This window comes from Pantoea sp. X85, assembly GCF_029623675.1.
Lineage (GTDB): Bacteria > Pseudomonadota > Gammaproteobacteria > Enterobacterales > Enterobacteriaceae > Pantoea > Pantoea leporis.
The window spans coordinates 3,909,117-3,934,482 of record NZ_CP121108.1 but is presented as its reverse complement, the minus strand read 5'-3'; the positions used below and the strand labels follow the sequence as shown (position 1 = coordinate 3,934,482).

Genomic DNA, 25,366 nt, shown 5'->3' with positions numbered 1-25,366 from the left:
TTTTGGAATCCCGATCTGAAATTCGTTATGATGTTAAATATTGCACTTGAGCACAGTGCGTGAGTGCAATAAATTGCCTGCCATGTTTACATTAGGTGTGGCGGCAGATGAAGGGTTCAATTCACAGTTTCAGGGATGATTGGCTGCGATTATTTTTTGTTTATGCAACGCCGCATAAGCATATCCCGGCCATGATTGAGTCCGCATTGGCGCGCAAGCTCGACATCATCCATGCCGCAACATCGCATCATGATTTGCGTTCACCACCGGGTAATCGCTTTGAGGCCTTAAGACCTCCGCTATTGGGATATTATTCAATACGGATAAATGAGCAGTATCGACTAATTTTTCAATGGGTTAATGGCACGGCAAGAGATTACTATCTCGATCCACACACTTATCGTAAACACCGCTACCAGCCACTTGTGGCCAACTGCTAACCGTTAAAGAGAAGCAACAATGAAACAGGCGATGCGTAAACCGACCAGCGTTGGCGATGTTCTGCAGTACGAGTTCCTCGAGCCGCTTAACCTCAAAGTGAATGACCTGGCAGAGATGTTGAACGTGCACCGCAATACAGTCAGTGCATTGGTGAATAACAACCGTAAACTGACCACCGAAATGGCCTATAGGCTGGCAGCTGTTTTCGATACTTCAGTCGATTTTTGGCTGAATCTGCAGCGCCATTTGGATCTATGGGAAGTGGAAAACGATGCCAGAACACAGGAAGAGTTGAGCAGGGTAACGCCGTTAAGTGCCTTTCTGGCGCAACGTTCAGCGGTTGTAGCCTAAAATCATGGTCGCCATTAATGGCGATCCAACGACGTAAAATTCGCATTTATACGCACCCCTCTCGCAAACCTCACCGATCGCACAAATCCACTCTGAAGATTTTTTGCTCAGCTGCCGATACCTCCTTACCACCCACTGATATTAAGGAGCGATATCGTGATAAAGCTGATTAATGTTGACGAACTGCGGCAGGGAATGTTTATCCACAAACTGGAGGTTTGGTGGGTCAAAGATAAGCGCATTCGCAACCAAATGCTGATCACTGATAAACGCCAGATCGCGATGATCCGCAATGAGGGGATCCTGCAGTTATGGATCGATCTCGACAAATCGGTACAGGCACCCGTCACGCCTGCGCCGAAAAAAGAGATTCCTCAAACCCCGTTTTTCCAGGAGATGGATCAGGCGCAAAGCATCTTCAATCAGGGGAAACCGCAGGTGCTGGCGATGTTTAACGAGGCGCGCATGGGGCAAGGCCTCGACCTCGATTACACCCTTGATCTGGTTGATCAAATTGCCGGTTCGATCACCCGCGAACCCACGGCGCTGCTGAGCGTGGCGCGGCTGAAAAATCACGACGATTACACCTATCTGCACTCAATGGCGGTGTGCGGTTTGATGATCTCGCTCGGCAAAAAAATGGGCCTCGATGAGCATCAGCTGCGGCGCGTTGGTATGGGCGGTTTGCTGCATGATGTGGGTAAAGCCGCGGTGCCGCTGGAGATTCTCAACAAACCCGGCAAGCTCAGCGATGAAGAGTTCACCGTGATGCGTCAGCATCCGATCGTGGGCGCGCAGATGCTAATGGAAGCCAATGCCGGTGAAGATCTGCTGGATATCGCGCTGCATCACCATGAAAAATATGACGGCAACGGTTATCCGCACGGACTGAAAGGCGACGAAATCTCACTGTATGCGCGCATGGCATCGGTATGCGACGTCTATGATGCCGTCACCTCGAATCGCCCTTATCGCCAAGGCTGGACGCCTGCCGAAGCGATGCACAACATGTTGAGCTGGCGTGGCCACTTCGATAACACGCTGCTGCACGCCTTCGTACGCACCATCGGCATTTATCCGGTGGGATCGCTGGTGCGACTGGCTTCCGGGCGCGTGGCGCTGGTGGTACAGGCGGGCGAAAAATCGCTGCTCAAGCCCAAAGTACATGTGTTCTGGTCGCTGCACGCGCAGCGCGAAGTGAAACCGGAAGCGCTCGATCTCGGCGACAGCTTCTGCACCGACAGCATCACCGGCGCGGAAGACAGCGGCTTATGGCAGAACATCGATCTGAACCGCATCTGGGCGTTAGAAAGCGCTTAATTCTTCACCATTTTTATACTTTATTTACGCCCGCTTCCCGCCTTTTTACCTCTTCTTTATGCCGCGCCGCGCATGCTTGCAGCACTACCTAAATCCTCTGGAGGTTGCTGTGAGCGTGGGCGTGATAGCCGGCATCGTGCTGGTGTTTGTTCTTCTGGGCTACCTGATTTATGCCCTGCTTAATGCGGAGGCATTCTGATGGCGGCGAATGCATTCATGCTAATTGCGGTGTTTCTGCTGGTACTGATGGTGCTGGCACAACCGCTGGGACGTTATCTCGCCCTGTTTGTCGCTGACAAGCCGCTGCTGCCGCGCACCGAAGGCGCGCTGTGGCGACTGGCCGGTGCCGACGGCGATGCCATGCGCTGGCCGCACTATCTGCTGGCGATTCTGCTGTTTAACGCGCTGGGTTTTGCCTTGCTGCTGCTGATGTTGATGACGCAGGCCGCGCTGCCGCTGAACCCGCAGCATCTGCCTAATCTCAGTTGGGATCTGGCGCTCAATACCGCCATCAGCTTCGTTACCAACACCAACTGGCAATCCTACGCCGGGGAAAGCACGCTGAGCTATTTCAGTCAGATGGCGGGCCTCACGGTGCAGAACTTCTTGTCGGCGGCGACCGGTATCGCCGTGGCGTTTGCGCTGATTCGTGGTTTTGCCAACCGTTCGCTGGATACGCTCGGCAACGCATGGCGTGACCTGACGCGCATTACCCTTTACGTGCTGCTGCCGATCAGCCTGGTTATCGCGCTGTTCTTCGTCAGCCAGGGCAGCATTCAAACCTTCGAACCTTACCATGCGCTCACCACGCTGGAAGGCGCGCAGCAGACGCTGCCGCTCGGGCCGGTGGCATCGCAGGAAGCGATCAAAATGCTCGGCACCAACGGCGGCGGTTTCTTCAACGTCAACTCGGCGCACCCGTTCGAAAACCCGACGGCGCTAACCAACTTCGTACAGATGCTGAGCATCTTCCTGATCCCGGCGGCGCTCTGTTTCACCTTTGGTCAGCATCTGGGCGATCGTCGTCAGGGCCACATGCTGCTGTGGGCGATGACCATCATGTTTGTGCTGGCGGTGATCACCGTGATGTGGGCCGAACTGCGTGGTAATCCGCACTTCCTCGCGCTCGGCGCAGACAGCGCCATCAACATGGAAGGCAAGGAGACGCGCTTCGGCATTCTCAACTCCAGCTTGTTTGCGGTGATCACCACGGCGGCGTCGTGCGGTGCGGTTAACGCCATGCATGACTCCTTCACCGCGCTCGGCGGCATGGTGCCGATGTGGTTGATGCAGCTGGGTGAAGTGGTGTTCGGCGGCGTCGGTGCTGGCCTGTACGGCATGCTGCTGTTCGTGCTGCTTGGCGTGTTTATCGCCGGGTTGATGATCGGTCGCACGCCAGAGTACATGGGCAAAAAAATCGACGTGTGGGAGATGAAGATGACCGCGCTGGCGATTCTGGTGACGCCAACGCTGGTGCTGCTCGGCACCGCGCTGGCGATGATGACCGACGCCGGTCGCGCCGGTATGGCCAATCCTGGTATTCATGGCTTCAGCGAAGTGCTGTACGCGGTTTCCTCTGCATCCAATAACAACGGCAGCGCCTTCGCCGGACTGAGCGCTAACACGCCGTTCTGGAACCTGCTGCTGGGCTTCTGCATGTTGGTGGGCCGCTTCGGCATCATCATTCCGGTGCTGGCGATTGCCGGTTCGCTGGCGGCGAAGAAAATTCAGCCAGTCGGCAACGGCACGCTGCCAACGCACGGCCCGCTGTTTATCGCGCTGCTGATTGGCACCGTCTTGCTGGTGGGCGCATTGACGTTCATCCCCGCGCTGGCATTGGGCCCGGTCGCGGAACATCTGCAATCAATTCAGGGATAACGGAATCATGAGTCGTCAACAACTGGCGCTGTTTGATGCGGCGCTAACCCGCGTTGCCATGCTGGATGCGCTGAAAAAACTCGATCCACGCGTGCAGTTCCGCAACCCGGTGATGTTTTTGGTGTGGATCGGCAGCGTGCTGACCTCGGTATTGGCGGTGGGCATGGCCAGCGGCGCGCTCAGCGGTAACGCGGGCTTTACCGCCGGCGTCGCCATCTGGCTGTGGTTCACCGTGCTTTTCGCCAACTTCGCCGAAGCGCTGGCGGAAGGGCGCAGCAAGGCGCAGGCCAACAGCCTGAAAGGCATCAGTAAAACCAGCGATGCGAAAAAACTGGCCGAAGCGCGCTACGGCGCAGCCTGGCACAACGTGGCGGCCGATACGCTGCGCAAAGGCGATGTGGTGCTGGTGGAAGCCGGTGACATCATTCCGTGCGACGGCGAGGTGCTGGAGGGCGGCGCATCGGTGGATGAGAGCGCCATCACCGGTGAATCCGCGCCGGTGATCCGTGAATCGGGCGGGGATTTCTCCTCGGTGACCGGCGGTACGCGCATTCTTTCCGACTGGCTGGTGATTCAGTGCAGCGTCAATCCGGGCGAAACCTTCCTTGACCGCATGATTGCGATGGTGGAAGGCGCGAAACGCCGTAAAACGCCGAACGAAGTGGCGCTGACCATTCTGCTGGTGTCGCTGACAATTGTGTTCCTGCTGGCGACCGCCACGCTGTGGCCGTTCTCAGCGTATGGCGGCACGCCGGTCAGCATCACGGTGCTGGTGGCGCTGCTGGTGTGTTTGATCCCGACCACCATCGGCGGCCTGCTGTCGGCCATCGGTGTGGCGGGCATGAGCCGCATGCTGGGCGCGAACGTTATCGCCACCAGCGGCCGTGCGGTGGAAGCGGCGGGCGACGTAGATGTGCTGATGCTGGATAAAACCGGCACCATCACGCTTGGCAACCGTCAGGCGACGCAGTTTCTGCCCGCGCCGGGTGTCAGCGAACAGCAGCTGGCCGATGCGGCGCAGCTGGCATCGCTGGCCGATGAAACGCCGGAAGGGCGCAGCATCGTGGTGTTGGCGAAGCAGAAATTTAACCTGCGTGAGCGTGACTTGAGCAGCATGGGGGCGAGCTTCATTCCCTTCTCGGCGCAAACGCGCATGAGCGGCGTAAACGTGCAGGATCGTCTGATCCGCAAAGGCGCGGTCGATGCGGTTCGTCGCCACATTGAAGCCAATCATGGCCGCTTCCCGTTAGAAGTGAATGCCGCCGTCGAAGAAGTGGCGCGCGCTGGCGGCACGCCGCTGGTGGTGGCCGAAGGCGCGCAGGTGCTGGGCGTGGTGGCGCTGAAAGATATCGTCAAAGGCGGTATCAAAGAGCGCTTTGCCGAGCTGCGCAAGATGGGCATCAAAACGGTGATGATCACTGGCGATAACCCATTAACCGCGGCGGCGATTGCGGCGGAAGCGGGTGTCGATGACTTCCTGTCTGAAGCGACGCCGGAAGCCAAGCTGGCACTGATTCGTCAGTATCAGGCCGAAGGGCGCTTAGTGGCGATGACCGGCGACGGCACCAATGACGCACCGGCGCTGGCGCAGGCCGACGTGGCGGTGGCGATGAACTCGGGAACCCAGGCGGCGAAAGAGGCCGGCAACATGGTCGATCTCGACTCGAATCCGACCAAACTGCTGGAAGTGGTGCACATCGGTAAACAGATGCTGATGACGCGCGGCTCGCTCACCACCTTCAGTATCGCCAACGACGTGGCGAAGTATTTCGCCATTATTCCGGCCGCGTTTGCCGCCACCTATCCGCAGCTCAACATGCTCAACGTGATGGGGCTGCATTCGCCGAACTCGGCGATTCTGTCGGCGGTAATTTTTAACGCGCTGGTGATTGTGTTCCTGATCCCGCTGGCGCTGAAAGGCGTGAGTTATCGTCCGCTGAGCGCGGCGGCGCTGCTGCGTCGCAACCTGTGGATTTACGGTGCGGGCGGATTAGTGGTGCCGTTTATAGGTATTAAAGCCATCGACCTGCTGCTAACGCTGCTTGGTCTGGCTTAAGGAGAAGAGAAATGAGTCAGTTACGTCCGGCTATTGTATTGTTACTGGTGCTTACGCTGCTCACCGGCGCGGTCTATCCGCTGCTGACCACCGGTCTGGCGCAATGGTGGTTCCCATCGCAGGCCAACGGTTCGCTGATTGAGCAGGATGGCGCGGTACGCGGTTCCGAGCAGATTGGGCAAATGTTTAATCAGCCGGGCCACTTTTGGGGCCGACCTTCCGCTACCGGCGATGCGCCTTATAATGCGTTGGCCTCCAGCGGCAGCAATCTGGCAGGCAGCAATCCGGCGCTGGATAAAGCGGTAGCGGAACGCGTCGCCGCGCTGCGTGCGGCGAATCCGCAAGCGCCCAAAGCGGTACCGGTGGAGTTGGTCACCGCATCGGCGAGCGGATTAGATCCGGATATTTCGCCAGAAGCTGCGTTGTGGCAGGCACCGCGCATCGCCGCCGCGCGCAAGATGGCGCTGAAAGATGTCGAGGCGCTGATTGTGCGCCACACCGAGCGCCCGCTGCTGCCGTTTGTTGGCGAAGAGACGGTAAACGTGCTGCGCCTGAATCTGGCGCTGGATGATTTACAAGGATAAACACCTCGCGCAATGCATTGCGCCGCTACGGTATATGCACGCAATCGTAGCGGCGCGATTCATCACGCTGTTTTTACGATGGACGATCGATGAACGACGATATTGCCCGCCCCGATCCCGATGCGCTGCTGCTGAACCACAGCGACAGCCATCGCGGTAAGCTGAAAATCTACTTTGGCGCCTGTGCGGGCGTGGGCAAAACGTTCGCCATGCTGCAGGAGGCGCAGCGCCTGCGGGCGCAAGGTCTCGACGTGTTAGCCGGCGTGGTAGAAACCCACGATCGTGCAGAGACCGCCGCGCTGCTCAACGGGCTGGCGCTGTTGCCACGGCGTACCACCGGCCGTTCGCGCCACGCCGAATTCGATCTCGATGCCGCGCTGGCGCGCCATCCGGCGGTGATCCTGATGGATGAACTGGCACACACCAACGTGCAGGGTTCGCGTCATCCCAAGCGCTGGCAGGACATTGAAGAGCTGCTCGAAGCGGGCATTGACGTCATCACCACCGTTAACGTCCAGCATCTGGAAAGCCTGAATGATGTGGTCGGCGGCGTCACCGGCATTCAGGTGCGTGAAACCGTGCCCGATCCCTTCTTTGATAGCGCCGACGAAGTGGTGCTGGTGGATCTGCCGCCGGACGATCTGCGTCAGCGGCTGAAAGAGGGCAAAGTCTACGTCGGCGACCGCGCCGAACGCGCCATCGAAAACTTCTTCCGTAAAGGCAATCTGTTCGCGCTGCGTGAGCTGGCGTTGCGTCGTACCGCCGATCGCGTGGATGACCAGATGCGTGCCTGGCGCGATCGGCAAGGCCGCGACAAAGTGTGGCACACGCGTGACGCCATTCTGCTGTGCATCGGCGACGATACCGGCAGCGAAAAACTGGTGCGCACCGCCGCGCGTTTAGCGGCACGGCTCGGCAGCGAATGGCACGCGGTGTATGTGGAAACGCCGCGCCTCAATCGGCTGCCGGAAGCGCGCCGTCGCGCCATTTTACGCACGCTGCAACTGGCGCAGGAACTTGGCGCTGAAACCGCCACGCTCTCCGATCCCGATGAAGCGCGCGCGGTGCTGCGTTACGCGCGCGAGCACAACCTCGGCAAAATCGTGACCGGCCGTCAGCCACAACGGCGCTGGCGGCGCGACAGCTTTGCCCAGCGCCTCGGCGAACTCGGCCCGGATCTCGATTTGCTGGTGGTCGCACTGGATGAACCGGTGCGCGATGCGCCGCATCCGCTCAGCGGCCAGCGCGCCAGCAACGAAAAATGGCGGCTCTATCTGCGCGGCTGTGTGATGGCGCTGCTGCTGTGTATTTTGGTCACTGGCGTCGGCCGCTGGCTGCTGGTGGCGTTTGATCCCGCCAACAGCGTGATGATTTATCTGCTGGCGGTGGTGCTGGTGGCGCTGCGCTATGGCCGCTGGCCGTCGGTGTTCGCTACGGTGATCAACATCATCGCTTTCGACCTGTTCTTTGTCGCGCCCACCGGCACCGTTGCGGTGTCGGATTTGCAGTATCTGGTGACCTTCGCGGTGATGCTGGCGGTGGGCGTGATTGTTGGGAATCTGACGGCGGGCGTGCGCTATCAGGCCAAAGTGGCGCGCTACCGTGAACAGCGCGCGCGGCATCTGTATGAGATGGCGAAAGCGCTCGGCAGCGATTTGACGCCGCAGGATATCGCCACCACCAGCCAGCGCATCATCGATGTCACCCTGCAGGCGCGCAGTTTACTGCTGCTGCCGGATGAGCAGGGCGAGCTGCAAACCGTGGGCGATACCGCGATCGGTACGCCGCCGGATCTGGCTATCGCCAAATGGAGTTACAGCAAAGGCCAACCGGCGGGCGCGGGCACCGATACCTTGCCCGCGGTGCCGTACCAGATTTTGCCGCTGAAAAGTGGTAATCACTGTCTCGGCTTGCTGGTGGTGGAACCGGAAAACCTGCGTCAGCTGATGATCCCCGAACAGCAGCGTTTACTGGAAACCTTCACCGTGTTGATTGCTAACGCGCTGGAACGCATGGCGCTGTCGCACAGTGAAGCGGCGTCGCGGCTGGCCGCCGAGCGCGAGCAGCTGCGCAATGCGCTGCTGTCAGCGCTGTCGCACGACCTGCGCACGCCGCTGACGGTGCTGTTTGGTCAGGCGGAGATGCTAATGCTCGATCTCGCCAGCGAAGAGTCGAAGTATGTCGGCCAGGCCAATCAGATTCGTGAACAGACGCTGAGTACTATCCGGCTGGTGAGTAACATGCTGGATATGGCGCGCATTCAATCCGGTGGACTCAATCTGCGCGAAGAGTGGGTGGCGCTGGATGAGGTGATTGGCGGCGCGCTGAGCAGCATGGGCCCGTCGCTGAAGGGCCATGAATTTATCCTCGATTTACCCGAGATGGTGCTGATCAAAGGCGACAGCGCCATGCTGGAGCGCGTGTTTACCAATCTGATCGAAAACAGCCTGAAATACGCGGGCAACGCGGCGCAGCACGGTATTCGGGCGTGGCGCGATCGCGATCGGCTGGAGATTGCAGTGTGGGACAGCGGTCCCGGCATCGCGGTGGAGAACCTCACGCGTATTTTTGACAAGTTTGCGCGCGGTGATAAAGAGTCGGCGGTGCCGGGCGTCGGCTTGGGTTTGGCGATCGGTAAAACCATTATCGAATCCCATCGCGGGCGCATCTGGGCGGAGAATCGGCCGGAAGGCGGCGCGGTGTTCCGTTTGTCATTGCCGCTGCCCGCCGCGCCTGAAATTTCTGAAGAAGGGCTGAAATAACTTCACATAAGTTCGGTTATACTCGCCCACTTGTCTGTTGATTAATGGGAACTTATGGAACGTTTTATCGAAAACCTGATGTATTCATCGCGCTGGCTGCTGGCTCCGGTTTACATGGGACTTTCGTTGGGCCTGCTGGCGCTGACCATCAAATTCTTCCAGGAAATTTTTCACCTGTTGCCGCACGTCTTCAGCATTGCGGAGAACGATTTGATTCTGCTGCTGCTGTCGCTGGTGGATATGACGCTGGTCGGCGGTTTGCTGGTGATGGTGATGCTTTCGGGTTACGAGAACTTTGTCTCAAAGCTGGATATTGATGAGCACAGAGAGAAGCTGAGCTGGCTCGGTAAAATGGACTCCGGCTCGTTGAAAAACAAAGTCGCGGCCTCGATTGTGGCGATTTCGTCGATTCACCTGCTGCGTATCTTTATGGACGCGCGCAACATCGAAAACGAAAAGCTGATGTGGTACGTGATTATCCACCTGACGTTTGTGCTGTCGGCCTTTGTGATGGGCTGGCTGGACAATATGTCGAAGGGGGATAAGAAAGCGGTGAAGATGTAGTTTGTGCGCGCTGTCCCTCACCCCAGCCCTCTCCCGCAAGCGGGCGAGGGGGCTGAGGGTGCTACCATCGGCACAAGCGGGCGAGGAGGCCGACCGCGCTACCATCGGTTCCCTCTCCCGTTGGGAGAGGGTTAGGGTGAGGGACAACCGCTACCGCGTCGCTGGCTGCGTCCCGGCTAACTTCGGCATCACGTCCCGAATCATGGCGAAAAACTTCTGTAACCGCGCCGGATAGTAGCTGGCCCACGGATAAGTTAGCCACACCGGCAGCGGCGGCGCTTGCCACTCCGGCAACAGCTGAATCAAATCCCCTTTCGCTAAATCCTCCTGCACCACCCACGATGACACCACCGCCGCGCCCATCCCGGCAACGGCGGCTTTGCGCACCGCGTACAAACTGTCGCTGGCGAGGCGCGGGGCAATCGCCAGGTTCACCGGCTGACCATCGTTAATACGCTGCAGGGCGATTTCGTTGCGATAAAAACTGGTCAGCGCCAGCCACGGCAGGTTGGTGAGCTGCGAGACGTCCTCAACTGGCGGGTGCGCGGCCAGCAGCGACGGTGCCGCCACCACAAAGCGCGGCACTTCCGCCAGCAGCACCGCCACGATGGACGCATCGCTGGGCGCACCGACCTGAATGGCGCAGTCGATGTTTTCGCTGATGAAGTCTGGCGTGCGGTCATTCAACGTCCACTCCACGTTTAAGCGTGGATAGCGATGCAGATAATCAATCAGCGGTTCAATTAGCTGATCCTGACCAAACGCATGCGGCGCCCGCACGCGCAGCGTGCCAATCGGGTCGTCGCTGGCGCCGGTGAGATCATCCTCCAGCGCGTGCCAGGTCGCGACCAGCTGACGCGCCTGCGCATAACAGCGTTCGCCATCGTCGGTGAGTTTCAGCGCATGCGTGGTGCGCATAATCAGTTTGAGACCAAGCCGCTGCTCAAGCGCCTGCAGCCGTCGGCTGATGGTGGGCTGCGTGGTGCCGAGCTGGGCGGCGGCGGCGGAGAGCGATCCGCTCTCGACGATGCGAATAAAGGTCTGCATCAGTTCGATACGATCAAGGCTGGATGGGTTGTTCATACGCACCACGCATAACAGTTCTGTGTTTGAGCAGTCTACCGCGTATGGCGGCAACGCGCTTTAATAAGCGCACTTTCACGGGGGAATCCACTATGTCAGCTATATCAACGTCAGCCATGCCAGCTGAAAAACTGCCCGCACCGCTGGTCTTTACGCTCGCGGCCGGTGCCGGACTCAGCGTCGCATCGATTTACTACAGCCAGCCGATGCTGGATATCATCAGCAAACAGTTCAACGTCGGTATCGGCAGCGTCGGCATGGTGCCAATGCTGACGCAAGCCGGTTACGCGCTGGGGATTCTGCTGCTGGCTCCGCTTGGCGACCGCCACGATCGTCGCACCATTATTCTGATTAAAGGTTTGCTGCTGGTTGCCGCGCTACTGCTGTGTGGCTTCTCGGGCGGATTGAACGCCTTGCTGATCGCCAGCTTCGTCACCGGTTTAACCGCCACCGTGGCGCAGGACATCGTGCCCGCTTCAGCGGCGTTAGCGCCGGAGCGCAGCCGCGGCAAAATCGTCGGCACGGTGATGACGGGATTGCTGGTGGGGATTTTGCTGTCACGCGTGGTAAGTGGCGTGGTGGCGGAGTATTTCGGCTGGCGCACCATGTACATGATTGCGGCGGCGGCGGTGTTGCTGATTAGCGTGGCGCTGTGGCGCGTGCTGCCGCGCTTTACGCCGGGCACGTCGGTGAGCTATCCGCGTTTGCTGCTGTCGCTGGCGCATCTGTGGCAGCACCATCAAACGCTGCGCCGCGCCGCGCTGGCACAAGGTTTGTTGTCGGTGGGCTTTAGCGCCTTCTGGTCAACGCTGGCGTTGATGCTAAGTCAAAACTTCCATCTGGATAGCGCGGTCGCTGGCGCATTCGGCCTCGCCGGAGCCGCGGGCGCTTTAGCCGCGCCGTTAGCGGGCAGCGTGGCGGATCGCATCGGTCCGGCGCGTGTTACGCAGTACGGTGCCACGCTGGTGATGGTGTCGTTCGCGCTGATGTTCCTGCTGCCGCTGCTGCCGATGCCGGCTCAGCTTGGTCTGATTATCATCAGCACCATCGGTTTTGATTTGGGGGTGCAGGCCACGCTGGTGGCGCATCAGACGCTGGTTTATAGCCTGGCGCCAGAAGCACGCAGCCGCCTTAACGCCTTGATGTTTACCGTTGTTTTCATCGGCATGGCGACCGGTGCGGCGCTGGGTAGCCTGGCGCTGGCACATTGGGGTTGGACCGGCGTGGTCGCACTCGCAACATTGGCCGCTGCGCTTGCCTTGATGATTCGCCTCGCAAGCCGTCATCTGAAAAACTGATCGCCCAACATGTGCCAGGCTTAAAGGAGAATGTTATTTAAAAACGGAGCGTTATGAATTTCCTGGCCTGGACCGCCGCCACCGGCGGTCTTTTACTTCTTATGTCACTGGCTTCCGGTTGGATACACCGCGGGCCAGTGACCTCATTTGGTCTCTACCTGTTCGCGGGCATTCTGTGTGGCCCGTGGATGCTCAATCTGCTGCAAGTCGACATCATCGGTCACGCCAATCTCGCCGCGCATCTTACTGAAATCGCGATGGCAGCCTCGCTGTTTATCACCGGGCTGAAACTGCGCTTGCCGCTCAACGCGCATGCGTGGCGGCTTGGCGTCAGGCTGGCGTTTCCGGCGATGCTGCTCACCGTCGGCGGCATGACGGTGTTGGTGCACTGGATCACCGGCTTTGACTGGGCGATGTCGCTGGCGTTTGGTGCCATTGTCGCGCCAACCGATCCGGTGCTCGCCAGCCTGATTTCAGTGAACGATGCGCGTGACGACGATGCCCTGCGCGTGGCGCTCTCCAGCGAAGCGGGCATGAACGACGGCTCGGCGCTGCCGCTGCTGATGCTGGCGATTTTGCTGTTGCAGCCGGGCGAACTCAGCACCGCTGCGCTCGGTGAATGGTTCGCCAAAGATGCGCTGTGGGCGATTGGCGGCGGGCTGGGAATCGGCTTTGCGCTGGGCTGGTTGATCGGCCAGCTGGCGACGCATTTACGTACCGCCAATCAGGATCTGGCACCCAACGATCTGTTCGCACTGGCGCTGATTGCGCTCAGCTATGCCGCCGCGCAGTCGGTGGATGCGTCGGGCTTCCTCGCCACCTTTGCGGCCGGCGTCGGTTTACGTCGTGCGGAATTGCGCGTGGTGAAGCACTATCCGCAAGATGAGATGTCTGAAGAGGAGCGTTTCTTACCGGCTGAAGCGCGCGTGAATACCGGTCAGCGGATGGCGCAGGGCAGCAGCGGCATGGTGAAATCGGTGGGTTTGGTGATAGGCGATGCGCTCTCCTTCGGTGATACTATCGAGCGTTTGCTGGCGGCGGGCATGATGGTGGTGCTCGGTATTACGCTGGCGCAGCACTGGAATCTCACCGGCATTGGCCTGGCGCTGCTGCTGTTTGTGGTGGTGCGCCCGCTGGCGGTGTGGATCACCACATGGCGCTGCGATATTCCGCTGATGCGACGCTTGCTAATTGGCTGGTTGGGTATTCGCGGCATCGGCAGTATCAATTATATTGCCTATGCATGGGTGCACGGCATGCGTGGACCGCAGGCGGAGCAGATGGTGGACATGGCGCTGACGTTAGTGGTGTGCAGCATTGTGTTGCACGGCATCACGGTCACGCCATTGTTGAACTGGCGTGCTGCCCGTCAGGCCGCCCGCGCCGAACAGAACGAAAAATGATTTATTGGAAATTATTGGAGCCTATTATGAAAGCGTTATTACTCGCCCTCGTTGGGCTGTCGCTGTCGGCCGGCGCGTTGGCTGCCGACGGTGACAATAATCAGGAAGAGAATGTTTATGCCAGCCAGCTGTGTCATCTGGTGAGCAGTGAAAAGAAGACCAGCGATTTGGATGGCTACACTGAGAAGCTGAAGTCGCAACTCGCGGCCAGCCAGTCTTCATCGGCCATGCAGCAGCCTGAATTCAATGAAGAAATCGCGCAGGAAGTGATTAGCGCATGGCTGGAGTTGGGCGAAGATGAGCGCGGCAAACTGCGTAAAGATCAGCAGCAGTGCGAACAAACGGTAATGACCCAGTTCCAGCAACAGGACTAATACCCGTCATACTTCAAGCTGCAGGTGCGTTGGCTGCGTGTGCTCACCCCAGTCACTTACTTTTGTAAGCTCCTGGGGATTCACCCCCTTGCCGCCTTCCTGCAGCTCGAATTATTTAGGGTATTCGAAAAAGCTCGCGCCTTTTTAGGCGCGTTTTTTTATGGCTTTTTTGTACGATTTACGTACATAATCGCCAACGTCGAAATCAGACACGCGTCACATAATGAGATTCAGCTGTTGAAGCTGGCATTTTTTGCATACTGGCACTGGGCAAGATGATTACACGTCGTCACTTTTTGTTGGCTACTGGAGCAACCGTTCTCTCGATGACCACGGGCAAGCTGTTTGCCCGCGATGACGTCATTCCGTTGTGGCCCGACGATCCGCCGGGCGGCGGCGGTCCTTCCGGCTTGCTTAAAGTGAATTCGCACGGCTCCTGGACCAATATCGTTTCACCCGCGATTCAGCGTTTCCGCCCGGAAAATCCCAACGGCGAAGCGGTGATTGTGGCCGCGGGCGGCGGCTATCGTTTTATCGGCATGGGCCGCGAAGCCTGGCCGGTAGCGCGCTGGCTTAATGCCAACGGTTATACCGTGTATGTGCTCAGCTACCGTTTGCCGGGTGAGAAGTGGCAGGCGGGCAATCTGGCACCGCTGCAGGACGCGCAGCGCGCCATTCGTCTGGTGCGTTCGATGGAGCGCAAAGTGCATGTGCTGGGCTTTTCTGCCGGTGGCCATCTACTTGGCATGGCGGCGGCGCGTCCGGATTTCGAATCCTATCCGGCGCAGGATCCGCTTGACCAGATCAGGCCGAAGGTGGATAGCGTTGGCCTGATTTATCCGGTGATCACCCTTGAAGCGCCATATCAGCACACCAACACGCATCTGATGATGGTGGGGAAAAACGCCACGCCAAGCCAGGAAGCCAACTGGTCAGTGCAAAATTACGTCACACGTCACTATCCCCCGACGTTCCTCGCGCAGGCCGAGGACGATCGCACCTCCAATCCTCATAATACTGAACTGATGCGCGATACCTGCCGCCGCATGCGCGTGCCGGTTGAGCTGATTGAGCTCAGCAGCGGCGGTCACGGTTTTGGTCTCGGCAAAGCGGGCACGCCTGCCGCATTGTGGGATCAGGCGTATGTGCGTTGGTTGGATAATCAGAGTTGATTACGTCAAATTGAAATGCGCATCCGGCTGCAGTGGTTCCGGTAGCGGCATATCGCCATTCATCGCTTTCAAATTGCGTTCGATAGTGACGCACAGCGCATCGAGCGGCAGATGATTCGGTGCGGTGCCAAACGGATGTTCCAGCTCCTCCGCCAGCGCTTCCAGCGATAAAAAGGTGTAGGAGATAAACATCGACACCAGCGGCGTCATCAGGTGCAAATCCGCCACCAGCGCAAACGGCAGCAGCGTGCAGAACAGATAAACGGTGCGATGCAGAATCAGGCTGTAGGCGAACGGAATCGGTGTGCTGGCAATGCGATCGCAACCGCCCAGAATCGCCGATAGCTGATTCAGATTCTCATCAATGCTTTGCCAGACAATATCCGACACCAACCCTTCATCGCGGCGTAGCGCCAGCCATTCACTCAAACACACTAAAATCTGCGACGTCGGCATCGGATGATGCAACACCGCGCTGTGCCAGTTAGCCGGCAGCAAACGCTGTAAATCGGCCTGCACATCGGTTTTACGCAGGCGATGTTTCAGGCACCAGCAGAACGCCAGCAGCAAGCCGGTAAATTCCCGCACCTTTTCTTCGCTCACGCCACGCATGCTTTTGATCTGCCGCAGCAGCGAGCGCTGGGTGATATGCAGGCTGCCCCACAAGGTGCGGGCTTCAAGAAAGCGCGCATAGCTGGCGTTATTGCGAAAGCCGAGGAAGATGGCGATCGACACCCCGACCAGGCTAAAAGGCGCAGTGGTGAGGTGAATGCCGAAAGTGGAGTACCACGGATAGCCAAAGATGGCGATCAGCGACATCAGCAGGTTAAGCGACAGGCGGAACACGATGTTGCTGAGCACCGATCCATGCCAGTCAAATAGCCGGAGAAACCAGTGTTGGTGAGGACGTACGATCATTTTGCGATGGTGTATTTTTTAGGTTTTGTGGCGACAGGTTACGCCGCCGGGCATGAGGTGATCAACGCCATTGCTACAGGTTTTAAGACAAAAGCCGTGCTGCTCGCCTCACGCATGACGCGGCAGGCTGATTTTCAGCGCATCGATAAACAGCCGCAGCGCCATGGATTGATGCCGGTTGGGTGGGAACCACAGCGCAATCCCCGCCGATTGCACCCGCCAATCGGCCAGCAGCTCCACCAACTGGCCGCTGCGCATCTCTTTCTCGACATACAGCGACGGCACATAAGCAATGCCTAAACCGGCGAGAGCGGCCTGCGCCATCAGCGCGTTGCTGTCCAAAGTCAGCGTGCCTGGCACGTCAATCTCCTGCTTTTCTTCCGCCTGCGCATATTCCCACTGATAACGTTTTCCGCTCGGTAAGCGCTGGCGAATGCACTGTTGCTGTAGCAGATCGCGCGGATGATTAACCGCCGCGTTTCTCGCCAGATAAGCGGGCGCGGCGACGGTGACAAACGTCAGCGGGCCGCCAAGCGGAACGGCCACCATATCCTGCGGCACATCCTCAATCAGCCGAATGCCGGCATCAAAACCGGCGGCGGTGATATCCACCAACGCACCTTGCGCGGCGAAATCGAGCTGGATATCGGGATAGCGCGCGCTAAAGTCCGCCACCACGTGCTCCAGCAGCAAAGCGATCGCGGCATCGCTGGCGCTGATACGCAGCGTGCCGTAATGCTGATGGCGGCTGGTGGAGATGTCGTGCAGCACATCATCCATCTGGTTCAGCAGCGGCGAGAGTCGATCCAGCAGTTGCTGCCCGGCATCGGTGAGCGACACGCTACGTGTGGTGCGTTGAAACAGCTGTACGCCCAGATTGTGCTCCAGCGTTTTCACCAGATGGCTGAGTGACGAGCGCTTGAGGCCGAGCATTTCAGCGGCACGACGAAAGCTGCGCTGCTCGCCCAGCGTTTTGATGGCCTGCAGTTCGTGCCAGGAAGGACGTCTCATTGGTGGCTTTTCCTCACCGGGTCATGCGCGATTAGGTGGATTATCTCCACCAGTAAAGCGATCTACCATCAGGTTTTCAATATGAGGAGCACAAGATGAAAACCTGGTTGATTACCGGCGCCAGCAGCGGGCTGGGCCGATTGATGAGTGAACGTTTACTGGCGCGTGGCGATCGCGTAGTAGCGACGGTGCGGCGTGAACAGGTGATGGCCGATCTGCAGCAAACCTATGGTGAACGGCTGCAGGTTATTACGCTCGATCTGGCGCACACCGCCAGCATCGCGCCCACCATTGAACGCGCCTTTGCCGCCATCGATCGCATTGATGTGGTGGTGAGCAATGCCGCTTACGGCCTGTTCGGCGCAGCTGAAGAGTTGAGCGATGCGCAGATTGATCGGCAGATCGCCACCAATCTTACCGGCTCAATCCAGCTGATTCGTGCGGTGATCCCGTTCCTGCGCCAGCAAGGCGGCGGGCGCATCGCACAGGTTTCCTCGGAAGGCGGCCAGGTCGCTTATCCCAATTTCAGCCTGTATCACGCCACGAAATGGGGGATTGAAGGATTTGTCGAGGCGGTGCGCCAGGAAGTCGCCAGTTTCGGTATCGATTTCCTACTGGTGGAACCGGGCCCCACCGCAACCCATTTTGGCGCGGGGCTGGACGTGGCAGATGCGCTAGAAGTTTATCGTGAAAACGCTGCGGGCCAGCTGCGCCAGGCAATTCTTTCAGGCGATTTCACCATTGCTGGCGATGCCGGGAAATGCGTTACGGCGATGATCGCCACGCTGGATCAGGCCAGCATGCCGCTGCGTTTAGCGCTTGGCAGTACGGCGTATCAGAACATCGAAGCGGCGCTGGAAGGGCGGTTGGCGGAGCTGCGCGGGCAACGCGATGTGGCATTCGGCGCGGATGTGTAATCGTATAATTTAAAAATCACGCGAGTGCCATGCAGAACGCGTGGCACAAAAAAGCCGGGAAGACCGGCTTTTTGTTTAATCATCGGTAAGTTGTTCTGGCATGCACTCGTAAAGCTCAGCGAGCTTGGCGAGATTAAAATCACGCGGTTTTTCGCTTTTTTCCATGGCGGAGACAGACGCTTGCGTGATGCCAAGCGCTTCAGCAACCTGCTTTTGAGTCAGCTTACGATAAATACGCCATGCGGCATGAAGGGTGACACCCTTATTAAGGGCGATGTCTACGACGTCATTAGGAATCAAGGCGTTATCATTAATACCGGATTCGTAAGGGATTGATTCCCATAGTTCAGCGAAATCAGCATGTTGAGTCATTTTTTCGAACAGCTCGATGGGAACAATTGCCGCTTTGCGGTTGCCAGCACTGTCAGTAATGAATTCGATCATGGGATTTATGTTCCAGTATTCAACGTTATCAGTTTCTTTGAAGCGAGATGAGAATCTGTGAATTAAGGCAGCAAATCTCTACCTTGATTATTTATATGTTCCGCTGGTACGTCTCATTACCTGCTGAATAGCGATGATTTTCGGTTCCTCGCCTTTGTTGTAGTCGAACAAAACACGATAATTTCCCCATCTAAGCCGATAGTCAGCCTGACCATTTTTCAAAGACTTAACATCCAGATTGGGCGGAACAAGCGGAAACTTTTTTAACTCATTCACTTGCTCATTCAGCTTCTTCCTTTCGTTAGCGTCTGCAATGGCTCGCATCTGCTTCAGAGCAGCTTTGCGCCAATGTAGCTCTGGCATTCCCTTACCTCACTTGTTACAAACACTCCTCACTGGATTTAGATATTATAGATATTCTTTTCTATATCTGCAATGTATATAGATTTTTACTGTGTTTTAGTTCTATATAATCACAAAGCAGAGGGTTTGGCGGCTATCCATCATCAACGCTTTTGAGCCATCATCAGAATAGAATGGCGTGCACCGTCGCACGCAGCGCAATACCGAGTAGAATGCCAGGCACGGCAAAGCGGAACAGGCGCGGGAATCGGCTCAACAGGCCAAGGTAAATCCCGATGCCGGGCAGGTCAAAGGTCTGAATCAGTAGTCCCGCCGAGGCGTTGATGTTGTGCGCGCTGTATAATCCTTTCTCCACCAATCCCGCCACCACGCCGTAATAGGCGGTGCCGCCCGCCAGACATTTGGTCAGCGCCGGAAGAATATAGACTTCGGAAATATTCAGCTTATCCAGCAGTGGCGACACCAGACGCGTCAGCATTTCAATCCCGCCCGCTTCTTTCAACATGCCAACCACCGATAATGAAATAATCAGCATCGGCAGCGAACCCAGCGCCAGACGAATCGCATCGGATCCGGCGCTATTAATGATGCCAATCAGCCCCATTTTATTTTCGCTGTTGGTAACAGCCTCATCTTCATTTAATAGCACCGCATCGGAAAGTTTGCGGCCAAACAGGTGATAGGTTGCCGCCGCCGCTAATACACCGCCGCAGATCGAAATAATTAGCGCTGTGCTCCAGTGTAATCCCGCCGGAATCAGGGGATAAAAGGTGCTGGCCTGGCCCATCGCAAACAGCATCGCCAGCGTAGCCGCCATATGACGATCGGATGTACCGCGCTTTTCCATGATGGCCAGCGCCGCCAGCGGGGCCGCGAAGCTGACGAAATTAAGTTGAATCATGGCAAAAAATGCCAGACCGGTAATACCGAAGGGTTTTAATAACGGTGTGGCATGACGTACAACAAAATCCAGTACGCCTTTGACCTCCAGATATTTCATGATGAATAACATCACCACCATAATCGGAATCAACGTGTAGAGCGCCACGTCTACCGAGGCTTTGCCTGCGGACATAATGATATCAATAATATTCATGCCCGATTCCGACCTTTGTTCACACCGTTCTCCCCGTAAAAATAAATAAGCTGGCAATGCCATGAAGTTTGCGGTGCGCATTAATGCGCACCCTGCAGCAAAGAAATAAATCTTATCCTGTGCGTGGATTATTGAGTAGTGAAGAAAAAGGTATATAAATTGCAGCCATAAAAAAACCAGCCATGAATAAATGGCTGGTTTTTCAATTCCGGCGGGAAATATTAACGCATCGTCACAAACTCTTCCGCCGCTGTTGGGTGAATCGCTACGGTGTTATCGAAGTCTTGCTTGGTCGCGCCCATTTTCAGCGCCACCGCGAAGCCTTGCAGCATCTCATCCATACCGTTACCGATACCGTGAATGCCGACAATCTTCTCTTCCGGGCCAACGCACACCAGCTTCATACGGCACGGCTGGCGATGCTGGGTAACGGCGGTATACATCGCGGTGAAAGAAGATTTATACACTTTCACCTGATCGTCGCCGTACTGTTCGCGCGCCTGCGGTTCGGTCAGGCCCACGGTGCCAATCGGCGGATGGCTGAACACCACGGTCGGCACGTTGCTGTAATCCAGATGCTCGTCCGGTTTGTTGTTGAACAGGCGCTCGGAGAGACGACGACCTGCCGCCACGGCCACCGGCGTCAGTTCCACCGCGCCGGTGTTGTCGCCCACCGCGTAGATGCCTTTCACGCTGGTGTTCTGGAACTTATCGACCTTGATGTAACCTTTGTCGTTCAGCGCCACGCCGGTTGCTGCCAGGTTGAGGTTGTCGGTCGCCGGCTCACGGCCAATCGCCCACACCAGGCAATCCACGGTTTGCTCGTGGCCACTTTCCAGCTGCAGCGTCAGGCTGCCGTCGGCGTTTTTAATCACGGCTTTTGGAATCGATTCGGTGTGCAGCGTTGGGCCTTCGGCCTGCATCACTTCAACCAGCGTATCGACGATCAGCGGATCGAAGCTGCGCAGTGGCGCATGCTTACGCACGAAGAGATGGGTTTCCGCACCCAGCGCATTGACCACGCCCGCCAGCTCAACCGCGATGTAACCCGCGCCCACGACCGCCACGCGTTTTGGCAGCGCATCGAGTTCGAAGAAACCGTCAGAATCGATACCGTATTCCGCGCCCGGCACGTTTGGATGGCTTGGACGCCCGCCGGTGGCGATCAGAATATGATCGGCAGTGAGTGTTTCACCGTTCACTTCCACGGTGTTGGCATCGATAAAGCGCGCGAAACCTTTGATCACCTCAACCTTGTTTTTACCCAGCACGTTGTCGTACGAGCTGTGAATGCGGTCGATGTAGGCGCTGCGGTTTTTCACCAGAATTGACCAGTCAAACCGGTTTACCGTGGTATCAAAGCCATAATCTGGCCCATAAAGATGAATAGCTTCAGCGATTTGTGCCGCATGCCACATGACCTTTTTCGGTACGCAGCCGACGTTGACACAGGTGCCGCCCAGCTCTTTGGCTTCAATCAGCGCGCACTTCTGGCCGTGCATCGCGGCACGGTTAATCGAGGCGATACCGCCGCTGCCGCCGCCGATGGCGAGGTAGTCAAAATGTCTGGTCATCCGTTATGTCCGTCTGTTGGAAGAAAATTGGCATAGAGTTTAACGCTATGACGATTATTGACGCAAAGATTGCACCTATGATTGTAATAGCATTGATTTTTATGTCCGATTACAGGGAAGCATAGCATGCAACTGACATTCCTCGGCACCGGCGGCGGTGCGCCCAGCCTGCAACGTAACGTCACGGCGATAGCGCTGACGCTATCGAAACGTGGCGACACCTGGCTGTTTGACTGCGGCGAGGCGACGCAGCATCAATATATGCGCTCCGCGCTGAAGCCGGGCAAGCTGGAGAAAATCTTTATCACCCATCTGCACGGCGACCACATCTTTGGGCTGCCGGGCTTGCTCACTAGCCGCTCCATGGCCGGCATCCCCGAACCGATGACCATTTACGGGCCGAAAGGTATTCGCCAGTTTATCGAGACGGCGCTCAGTTTGAGTGGCTCGTACACCTCTTATCCGCTGGAGATTATCGAGATCGAAGCCGGTTTAGTGCTGGATGACGGCGAAGTGCGCGTGACGGCCTGGCCGATGAATCATGTGATTGAGTGTTATGGCTATCGCATCGAGCAGCACGATAAACCAGGCTTCCTTGATGCGCCGCGCCTGAAAGCCGAAGGTGTACCGCGCGGGCCGTGGTATCAGGATTTGAAAGCGGGTAAGCGTATCCAGCTGGAAGATGGTCGCGAGATCAACGGCGCGAATTATCTTGGCCCGGCAACCAAAGGCAAAGTGCTGGCGATATTTGGTGATACCGCGCCCACCGACGTGGCGCTCCAGCTGGCCGCGAATGCCGATGTGATGGTGCATGAAACCACGCTGGAGGCGGCGCTGCAGGAGAAAGCCAATGGACGCGGCCACTCAACCACCATTCAGGCTGCGGAAGTAGCGAAACAGTCGGGGGCGAAGCGCATGATCGCCACGCATTTCAGCTCGCGCTATTTATCGAAGGATCGGGAAAAACTGTTGGCGGAGTGCCAGTCGGTGTTTGCGGCGACCGAGCTGGCACATGATTTCGCGGTGTTCGAGGTTTAGTGCTGTAGCGCCGGATAGGTGAAGAACAGCAGATGCGTCATGTTGAACAGGAAATGGATGCCGGTGGCGACCCACAGGCGTCCGCTCCACTGCCACGCCAGGCCGTAAATCAATCCGGCGAGCGTGGCGAAGATCATCAGCAGCGGTCCGCCAGGGAAATGCGCCAGACCAAACAGCAGCGACGTCAACAGCAATGCCGCCACGGCACCAATGTGCTGGCGCAGACGCTGTTGCAGATAGCCACGAAAGAACGCTTCTTCTGCAAGTGACACGAAGAACAGGTTCGCCAGCATAAAACGGCCCAACCATTCCGGCCAGTGGGGTTCAACGGCCAGGCCACCCAACTGCACCGCGACATACAACAGCAGCGGAATCGCCGCCAGCAGCGCCAGCCACAAAATTTTAAGTCGCGGCGGCGCGGATTGGGTGCGGAACAGCTGCGGCAAGCAGATGAGCAGCACAAACGGAATCAGCGCTTTATCGAAGTTGTACGAGAAACTAAAGGGCAGGCTGAGCGGCCCGGCCTGCACATCTTCCACCTGGCGCGGATTTTTGAAGCCCGGGAAAAAGTGTACAAACAGGCCGATGGCAATGGCAACCAGCGCGGCTTCACTCACCCACTGAATCCAGCGCGCGTTATTTTCCACGCGAATCCAGGCGATGACGGCAATGGCGCCGAGCAGCAGCATCGCTGGCCAATCCAGCACATCCTCGAACAGCCCAAGAATGGTGGCGAGCGTGAGCAGCAGTACCGAAAAACGTTTGGCGGGCGACAGCATAGCAAGCGCGCCAGCCAGAATGATCCACATGATAATAGTCCTGATAGGCTGGCGACGCGGTAAGGCGAACTTACTCTGGCACGATCTGCGTGACGCTGAAGTGACCGGTTCCGGCGGGCACCAGCTTCTGATGCAGCCACGGCAGCAGCTCTTCCATCTGCGCTTTCAGCTTCCACGGCGGGTTAATCACGATCATGCCGGAAGCCGTCATGCCGCGCTGATCGCTGTCTGGACGCACCGCCAGTTCAATCTGCAGAATGTTGCGGATATTAGTGGCCTGCAAATCTTTAATCATGTGTTTTATCTGCTGACGCATCACCACTGGATACCACAGCGCAAACACGCCGGTGGCGAAACGCTTGTGACCTTCCTGAATGCCTTTCACCACATCCTGATAATCGCTTTTCAACTCATATGGCGGATCGATCAGAATCAGGCCGCGACGGCTCAGCGGCGGCAGCTTGGCTTTCAGCTGTTGGTAGCCATCACCACGCGCCACGCGCGCACGTGAATCTTTGCTGAATTCGGTGCGCAGCAGCGGGTAATCGCTGGAGTGCAGCTCTGTCAGCTCCATTTTGTCCTCTTCACGCAGCAGGAAGCGGGCAATCAACGGCGAACCAGGATAGTACTTTAAGGTGCCGTGCGGATTGAGATTACGCACCGCCGAGAGATACGGCTTGAGCAACTCCGGCACATCCGGCTGCTGCCAGATGCGGCCAATGCCTTCCAGATATTCACCGGTACGCTCGGCGTGCTCTCCGCTCAGCAGGTAACGTCCGGCACCGGCGTGGGTATCCAGATAGAGGAAAGGTTTTTCCTTCTCCATCAGAGCGGTGAGGATCAGGCTTTCAACGGTGTGTTTCAGCACGTCGGCATGGTTGCCGGCATGAAAACTGTGGCGATAACTCAGCATAAAAAAAGGGGGTCCGCGGTTGCATCAAAGGGAGTGAAAACATCGTGTGTGGCGCGATTATAGCCGCGCTGCATAAAAATTGCTGACGTTTTGGCTGCCGCTTAAGTTTTGCGCCAATGCGCCGCTATAGCCGGTTGCGATCAGACTTCTTGTCGGTAATTTGCTACGAAATGACGTGATACTCGAAATTTCATCGCGGATTAAGTAAGTTAGTTTCCGATAACGAAGCGGTCATGAGCGAAATGCCAGGTGGTTCTGGCAGGAAACTTTCCGGTGAAGACCGTATAATTTTTTGCTAAAAGCATCTCAAACAACTCCTGGTGACAATAATGAAAAAAATGACTGGTGTCGCGGTGGCAAGCCTGTTGGTACTGACTGGCTGCGCGAAACAACAACCCGTTCATAGTTTAGTAACGCCGCCGACTGCGGACGAACAATCCGCCGCGCAAACCGCGCCAGAGCAGCAAGGTACGCCATTTGTGGCTTCAGCGCCGGCGCAACCCGCGACGGCTTCACTCAGTGACGACCGTTCCAGCAATATTCAGCAGTGCCGTAAAGAGCTCGACGCGATGCGTCTGTATAGCCAGGCGTCATTTGACAGCTATCAGGCCGAATTCCAGAAAATCGGTGCCCAGACCAATAAATACCTGCAAATTAAAGATTCCATTGGCGCGGATATTAACGACTTAGTGATGCCGCGTTATCAATTCCAGATTCGTGAATTGTGCTTCCGTATTAAGACACGTCTGTCACAGCTGATTATTCGTCAGGCCGGTTAAACATCTGTATTTAACCCCCTGAGCATTAAGCTGCCGTACGATAATTCCCGCTTTGCATGGGCTTCAGCACTATTAAACCAATAGCGCTGAAGCCTTTGTTGCCTTTTAAGCCGTGACAGGAAAATGTGATGAGACAACGTCATCGGCCGTGATGCTGGATTATTACCGTGTTTTTACTCTCCGCCTGAGTCTTAGCGCAGCCTTTTCTTCGTGGGTCCGGGCTCAGTGGCATTGATTTTCCTGTCATC

Annotated in this window: 25 protein-coding genes; 16 read left to right on the top strand and 9 right to left on the bottom strand. The window is 57.2% G+C overall.

Annotation, left to right across the window (positions count from 1 at the left end; all coding sequences use genetic code 11):
- Positions 1-107: 107 nt before the first annotated feature.
- The 9 genes from P6287_RS18340 (at position 108) to P6287_RS18300 (ending at position 9,956) form a co-directional block, all read left to right on the top strand.
- A complete protein-coding gene (locus P6287_RS18340) occupies positions 108-440 on the top strand; it encodes a type II toxin-antitoxin system RelE/ParE family toxin (protein ID WP_277974209.1) in 333 nt (110 codons plus the stop codon).
- A 19-nt stretch (positions 441-459) separates the two neighbouring features.
- On the top strand, positions 460-792 hold the full coding sequence (locus P6287_RS18335; RefSeq protein WP_101762746.1) for a HigA family addiction module antitoxin: 333 nt from the start codon (positions 460-462) through the stop codon (positions 790-792).
- A gap of 156 nt (positions 793-948) precedes the next feature.
- Entirely contained in the window at positions 949-2,112 is a 1,164-nt protein-coding gene (locus P6287_RS18330) for an HD-GYP domain-containing protein (RefSeq protein WP_192236933.1), read from the top strand.
- A gap of 109 nt (positions 2,113-2,221) precedes the next feature.
- Positions 2,222-2,311 (top strand): K(+)-transporting ATPase subunit F, encoded by a 90-nt coding sequence (gene kdpF / locus P6287_RS18325; RefSeq protein WP_081113208.1) that lies wholly within the window; start codon positions 2,222-2,224, stop codon positions 2,309-2,311.
- A complete protein-coding gene (gene kdpA, locus P6287_RS18320) occupies positions 2,311-3,990 on the top strand; it encodes a potassium-transporting ATPase subunit KdpA (protein ID WP_277974208.1) in 1,680 nt (559 codons plus the stop codon). Before kdpF ends, kdpA begins: the two co-directional genes overlap by 1 nt.
- Before the next feature lie 7 nt (positions 3,991-3,997).
- Positions 3,998-6,046 carry a potassium-transporting ATPase subunit KdpB gene (gene kdpB / locus P6287_RS18315; protein WP_137386708.1) on the top strand — a complete coding sequence of 683 codons (2,049 nt, stop codon included), beginning with the start codon at positions 3,998-4,000 and terminating at the stop codon, positions 6,044-6,046.
- 11 nt (positions 6,047-6,057) lie between these two features.
- Positions 6,058-6,630, top strand: coding sequence for a potassium-transporting ATPase subunit KdpC (gene kdpC, locus P6287_RS18310; RefSeq protein ID WP_137386707.1), 573 nt, complete (start codon positions 6,058-6,060; stop codon positions 6,628-6,630).
- A gap of 89 nt (positions 6,631-6,719) precedes the next feature.
- The gene (kdpD, locus tag P6287_RS18305; RefSeq protein ID WP_277974207.1) at positions 6,720-9,392 is read left to right on the top strand and encodes a two-component system sensor histidine kinase KdpD; all 2,673 of its coding nucleotides are present in this window, start codon (positions 6,720-6,722) and stop codon (positions 9,390-9,392) included.
- Between the two features lie 54 nt (positions 9,393-9,446).
- Entirely contained in the window at positions 9,447-9,956 is a 510-nt protein-coding gene (locus P6287_RS18300) for a TIGR00645 family protein (RefSeq protein WP_110867675.1), read from the top strand.
- 150 nt (positions 9,957-10,106) lie between these two features.
- On the opposite strand, the gene P6287_RS18295 is transcribed toward P6287_RS18300, so the two are convergent.
- Complete coding sequence (locus P6287_RS18295) at positions 10,107-11,039, bottom strand: LysR family transcriptional regulator (protein ID WP_192414746.1); 933 nt, start codon at positions 11,037-11,039, stop codon at positions 10,107-10,109.
- A 92-nt stretch (positions 11,040-11,131) separates the two neighbouring features.
- Between P6287_RS18295 and P6287_RS18290 the strand changes: the two genes are divergently transcribed.
- From P6287_RS18290 to P6287_RS18275, 4 genes are all read left to right on the top strand, one after another.
- Complete coding sequence (locus tag P6287_RS18290) at positions 11,132-12,337, top strand: MFS transporter (protein ID WP_101762738.1); 1,206 nt, start codon at positions 11,132-11,134, stop codon at positions 12,335-12,337.
- A 53-nt stretch (positions 12,338-12,390) separates the two neighbouring features.
- Positions 12,391-13,740: a sodium:proton antiporter gene (locus P6287_RS18285; protein ID WP_192236938.1), complete on the top strand. Its 1,350-nt coding sequence runs from the start codon at positions 12,391-12,393 to the stop codon at positions 13,738-13,740.
- 26 nt (positions 13,741-13,766) lie between these two features.
- Positions 13,767-14,114 (top strand): hypothetical protein, encoded by a 348-nt coding sequence (locus P6287_RS18280; RefSeq protein WP_101762791.1) that lies wholly within the window; start codon positions 13,767-13,769, stop codon positions 14,112-14,114.
- A gap of 275 nt (positions 14,115-14,389) precedes the next feature.
- Entirely contained in the window at positions 14,390-15,286 is an 897-nt protein-coding gene (locus P6287_RS18275; RefSeq protein ID WP_101762736.1) for an alpha/beta hydrolase, read from the top strand.
- Here the strand turns inward: P6287_RS18275 and P6287_RS18270 are convergent, their stop codons facing one another.
- Together P6287_RS18270 and P6287_RS18265 are read right to left on the bottom strand one after the other, a co-directional pair.
- The gene (locus P6287_RS18270; protein ID WP_277974206.1) at positions 15,287-16,204 is read right to left on the bottom strand and encodes a bestrophin family ion channel; all 918 of its coding nucleotides are present in this window, start codon (positions 16,202-16,204) and stop codon (positions 15,287-15,289) included.
- Positions 16,205-16,312: 108 nt separating this feature from the next.
- Positions 16,313-17,215, bottom strand: a complete 903-nt coding sequence (locus P6287_RS18265; protein ID WP_277974205.1) for a LysR family transcriptional regulator — start codon at positions 17,213-17,215, stop codon at positions 16,313-16,315.
- Between the two features lie 95 nt (positions 17,216-17,310).
- Between P6287_RS18265 and P6287_RS18260 the strand changes: the two genes are divergently transcribed.
- Positions 17,311-18,132 carry an SDR family oxidoreductase gene (locus P6287_RS18260; protein WP_277974204.1) on the top strand — a complete coding sequence of 274 codons (822 nt, stop codon included), beginning with the start codon at positions 17,311-17,313 and terminating at the stop codon, positions 18,130-18,132.
- A 75-nt stretch (positions 18,133-18,207) separates the two neighbouring features.
- Here the strand turns inward: P6287_RS18260 and P6287_RS18255 are convergent, their stop codons facing one another.
- The 4 genes from P6287_RS18255 to gorA form a co-directional block, all read right to left on the bottom strand.
- Complete coding sequence (locus P6287_RS18255; protein WP_277974203.1) at positions 18,208-18,576, bottom strand: helix-turn-helix transcriptional regulator; 369 nt, start codon at positions 18,574-18,576, stop codon at positions 18,208-18,210.
- An 87-nt stretch (positions 18,577-18,663) separates the two neighbouring features.
- Entirely contained in the window at positions 18,664-18,939 is a 276-nt protein-coding gene (locus P6287_RS18250) for a hypothetical protein (RefSeq protein WP_101762732.1), read from the bottom strand.
- Positions 18,940-19,102: 163 nt separating this feature from the next.
- Positions 19,103-20,035, bottom strand: coding sequence for a nucleoside recognition domain-containing protein (locus tag P6287_RS18245; RefSeq protein WP_277974202.1), 933 nt, complete (start codon positions 20,033-20,035; stop codon positions 19,103-19,105).
- 221 nt (positions 20,036-20,256) lie between these two features.
- Positions 20,257-21,609, bottom strand: coding sequence for a glutathione-disulfide reductase (gorA, locus tag P6287_RS18240; protein WP_210081399.1), 1,353 nt, complete (start codon positions 21,607-21,609; stop codon positions 20,257-20,259).
- Positions 21,610-21,735: 126 nt separating this feature from the next.
- Between gorA and rnz the strand changes: the two genes are divergently transcribed.
- Positions 21,736-22,647 carry a ribonuclease Z gene (rnz, locus tag P6287_RS18235; RefSeq protein ID WP_277974201.1) on the top strand — a complete coding sequence of 304 codons (912 nt, stop codon included), beginning with the start codon at positions 21,736-21,738 and terminating at the stop codon, positions 22,645-22,647.
- Here the strand turns inward: rnz and P6287_RS18230 are convergent.
- Both P6287_RS18230 and P6287_RS18225 read right to left on the bottom strand, forming a co-directional pair.
- Complete coding sequence (locus P6287_RS18230) at positions 22,644-23,456, bottom strand: CPBP family intramembrane glutamic endopeptidase (RefSeq protein WP_277974200.1); 813 nt, start codon at positions 23,454-23,456, stop codon at positions 22,644-22,646. The two genes, rnz and P6287_RS18230, sit on opposite strands and share 4 nt — an antisense overlap.
- A gap of 40 nt (positions 23,457-23,496) precedes the next feature.
- Positions 23,497-24,339, bottom strand: a complete 843-nt coding sequence (locus tag P6287_RS18225) for a 23S rRNA (adenine(2030)-N(6))-methyltransferase RlmJ (RefSeq protein ID WP_277974199.1) — start codon at positions 24,337-24,339, stop codon at positions 23,497-23,499.
- 329 nt (positions 24,340-24,668) lie between these two features.
- Here P6287_RS18225 and P6287_RS18220 point away from each other — a divergent pair, with 329 nt between their 5' ends.
- Positions 24,669-25,118, top strand: a complete 450-nt coding sequence (locus P6287_RS18220) for a hypothetical protein (protein ID WP_233501792.1) — start codon at positions 24,669-24,671, stop codon at positions 25,116-25,118.
- Positions 25,119-25,366 lie beyond the last annotated feature (248 nt).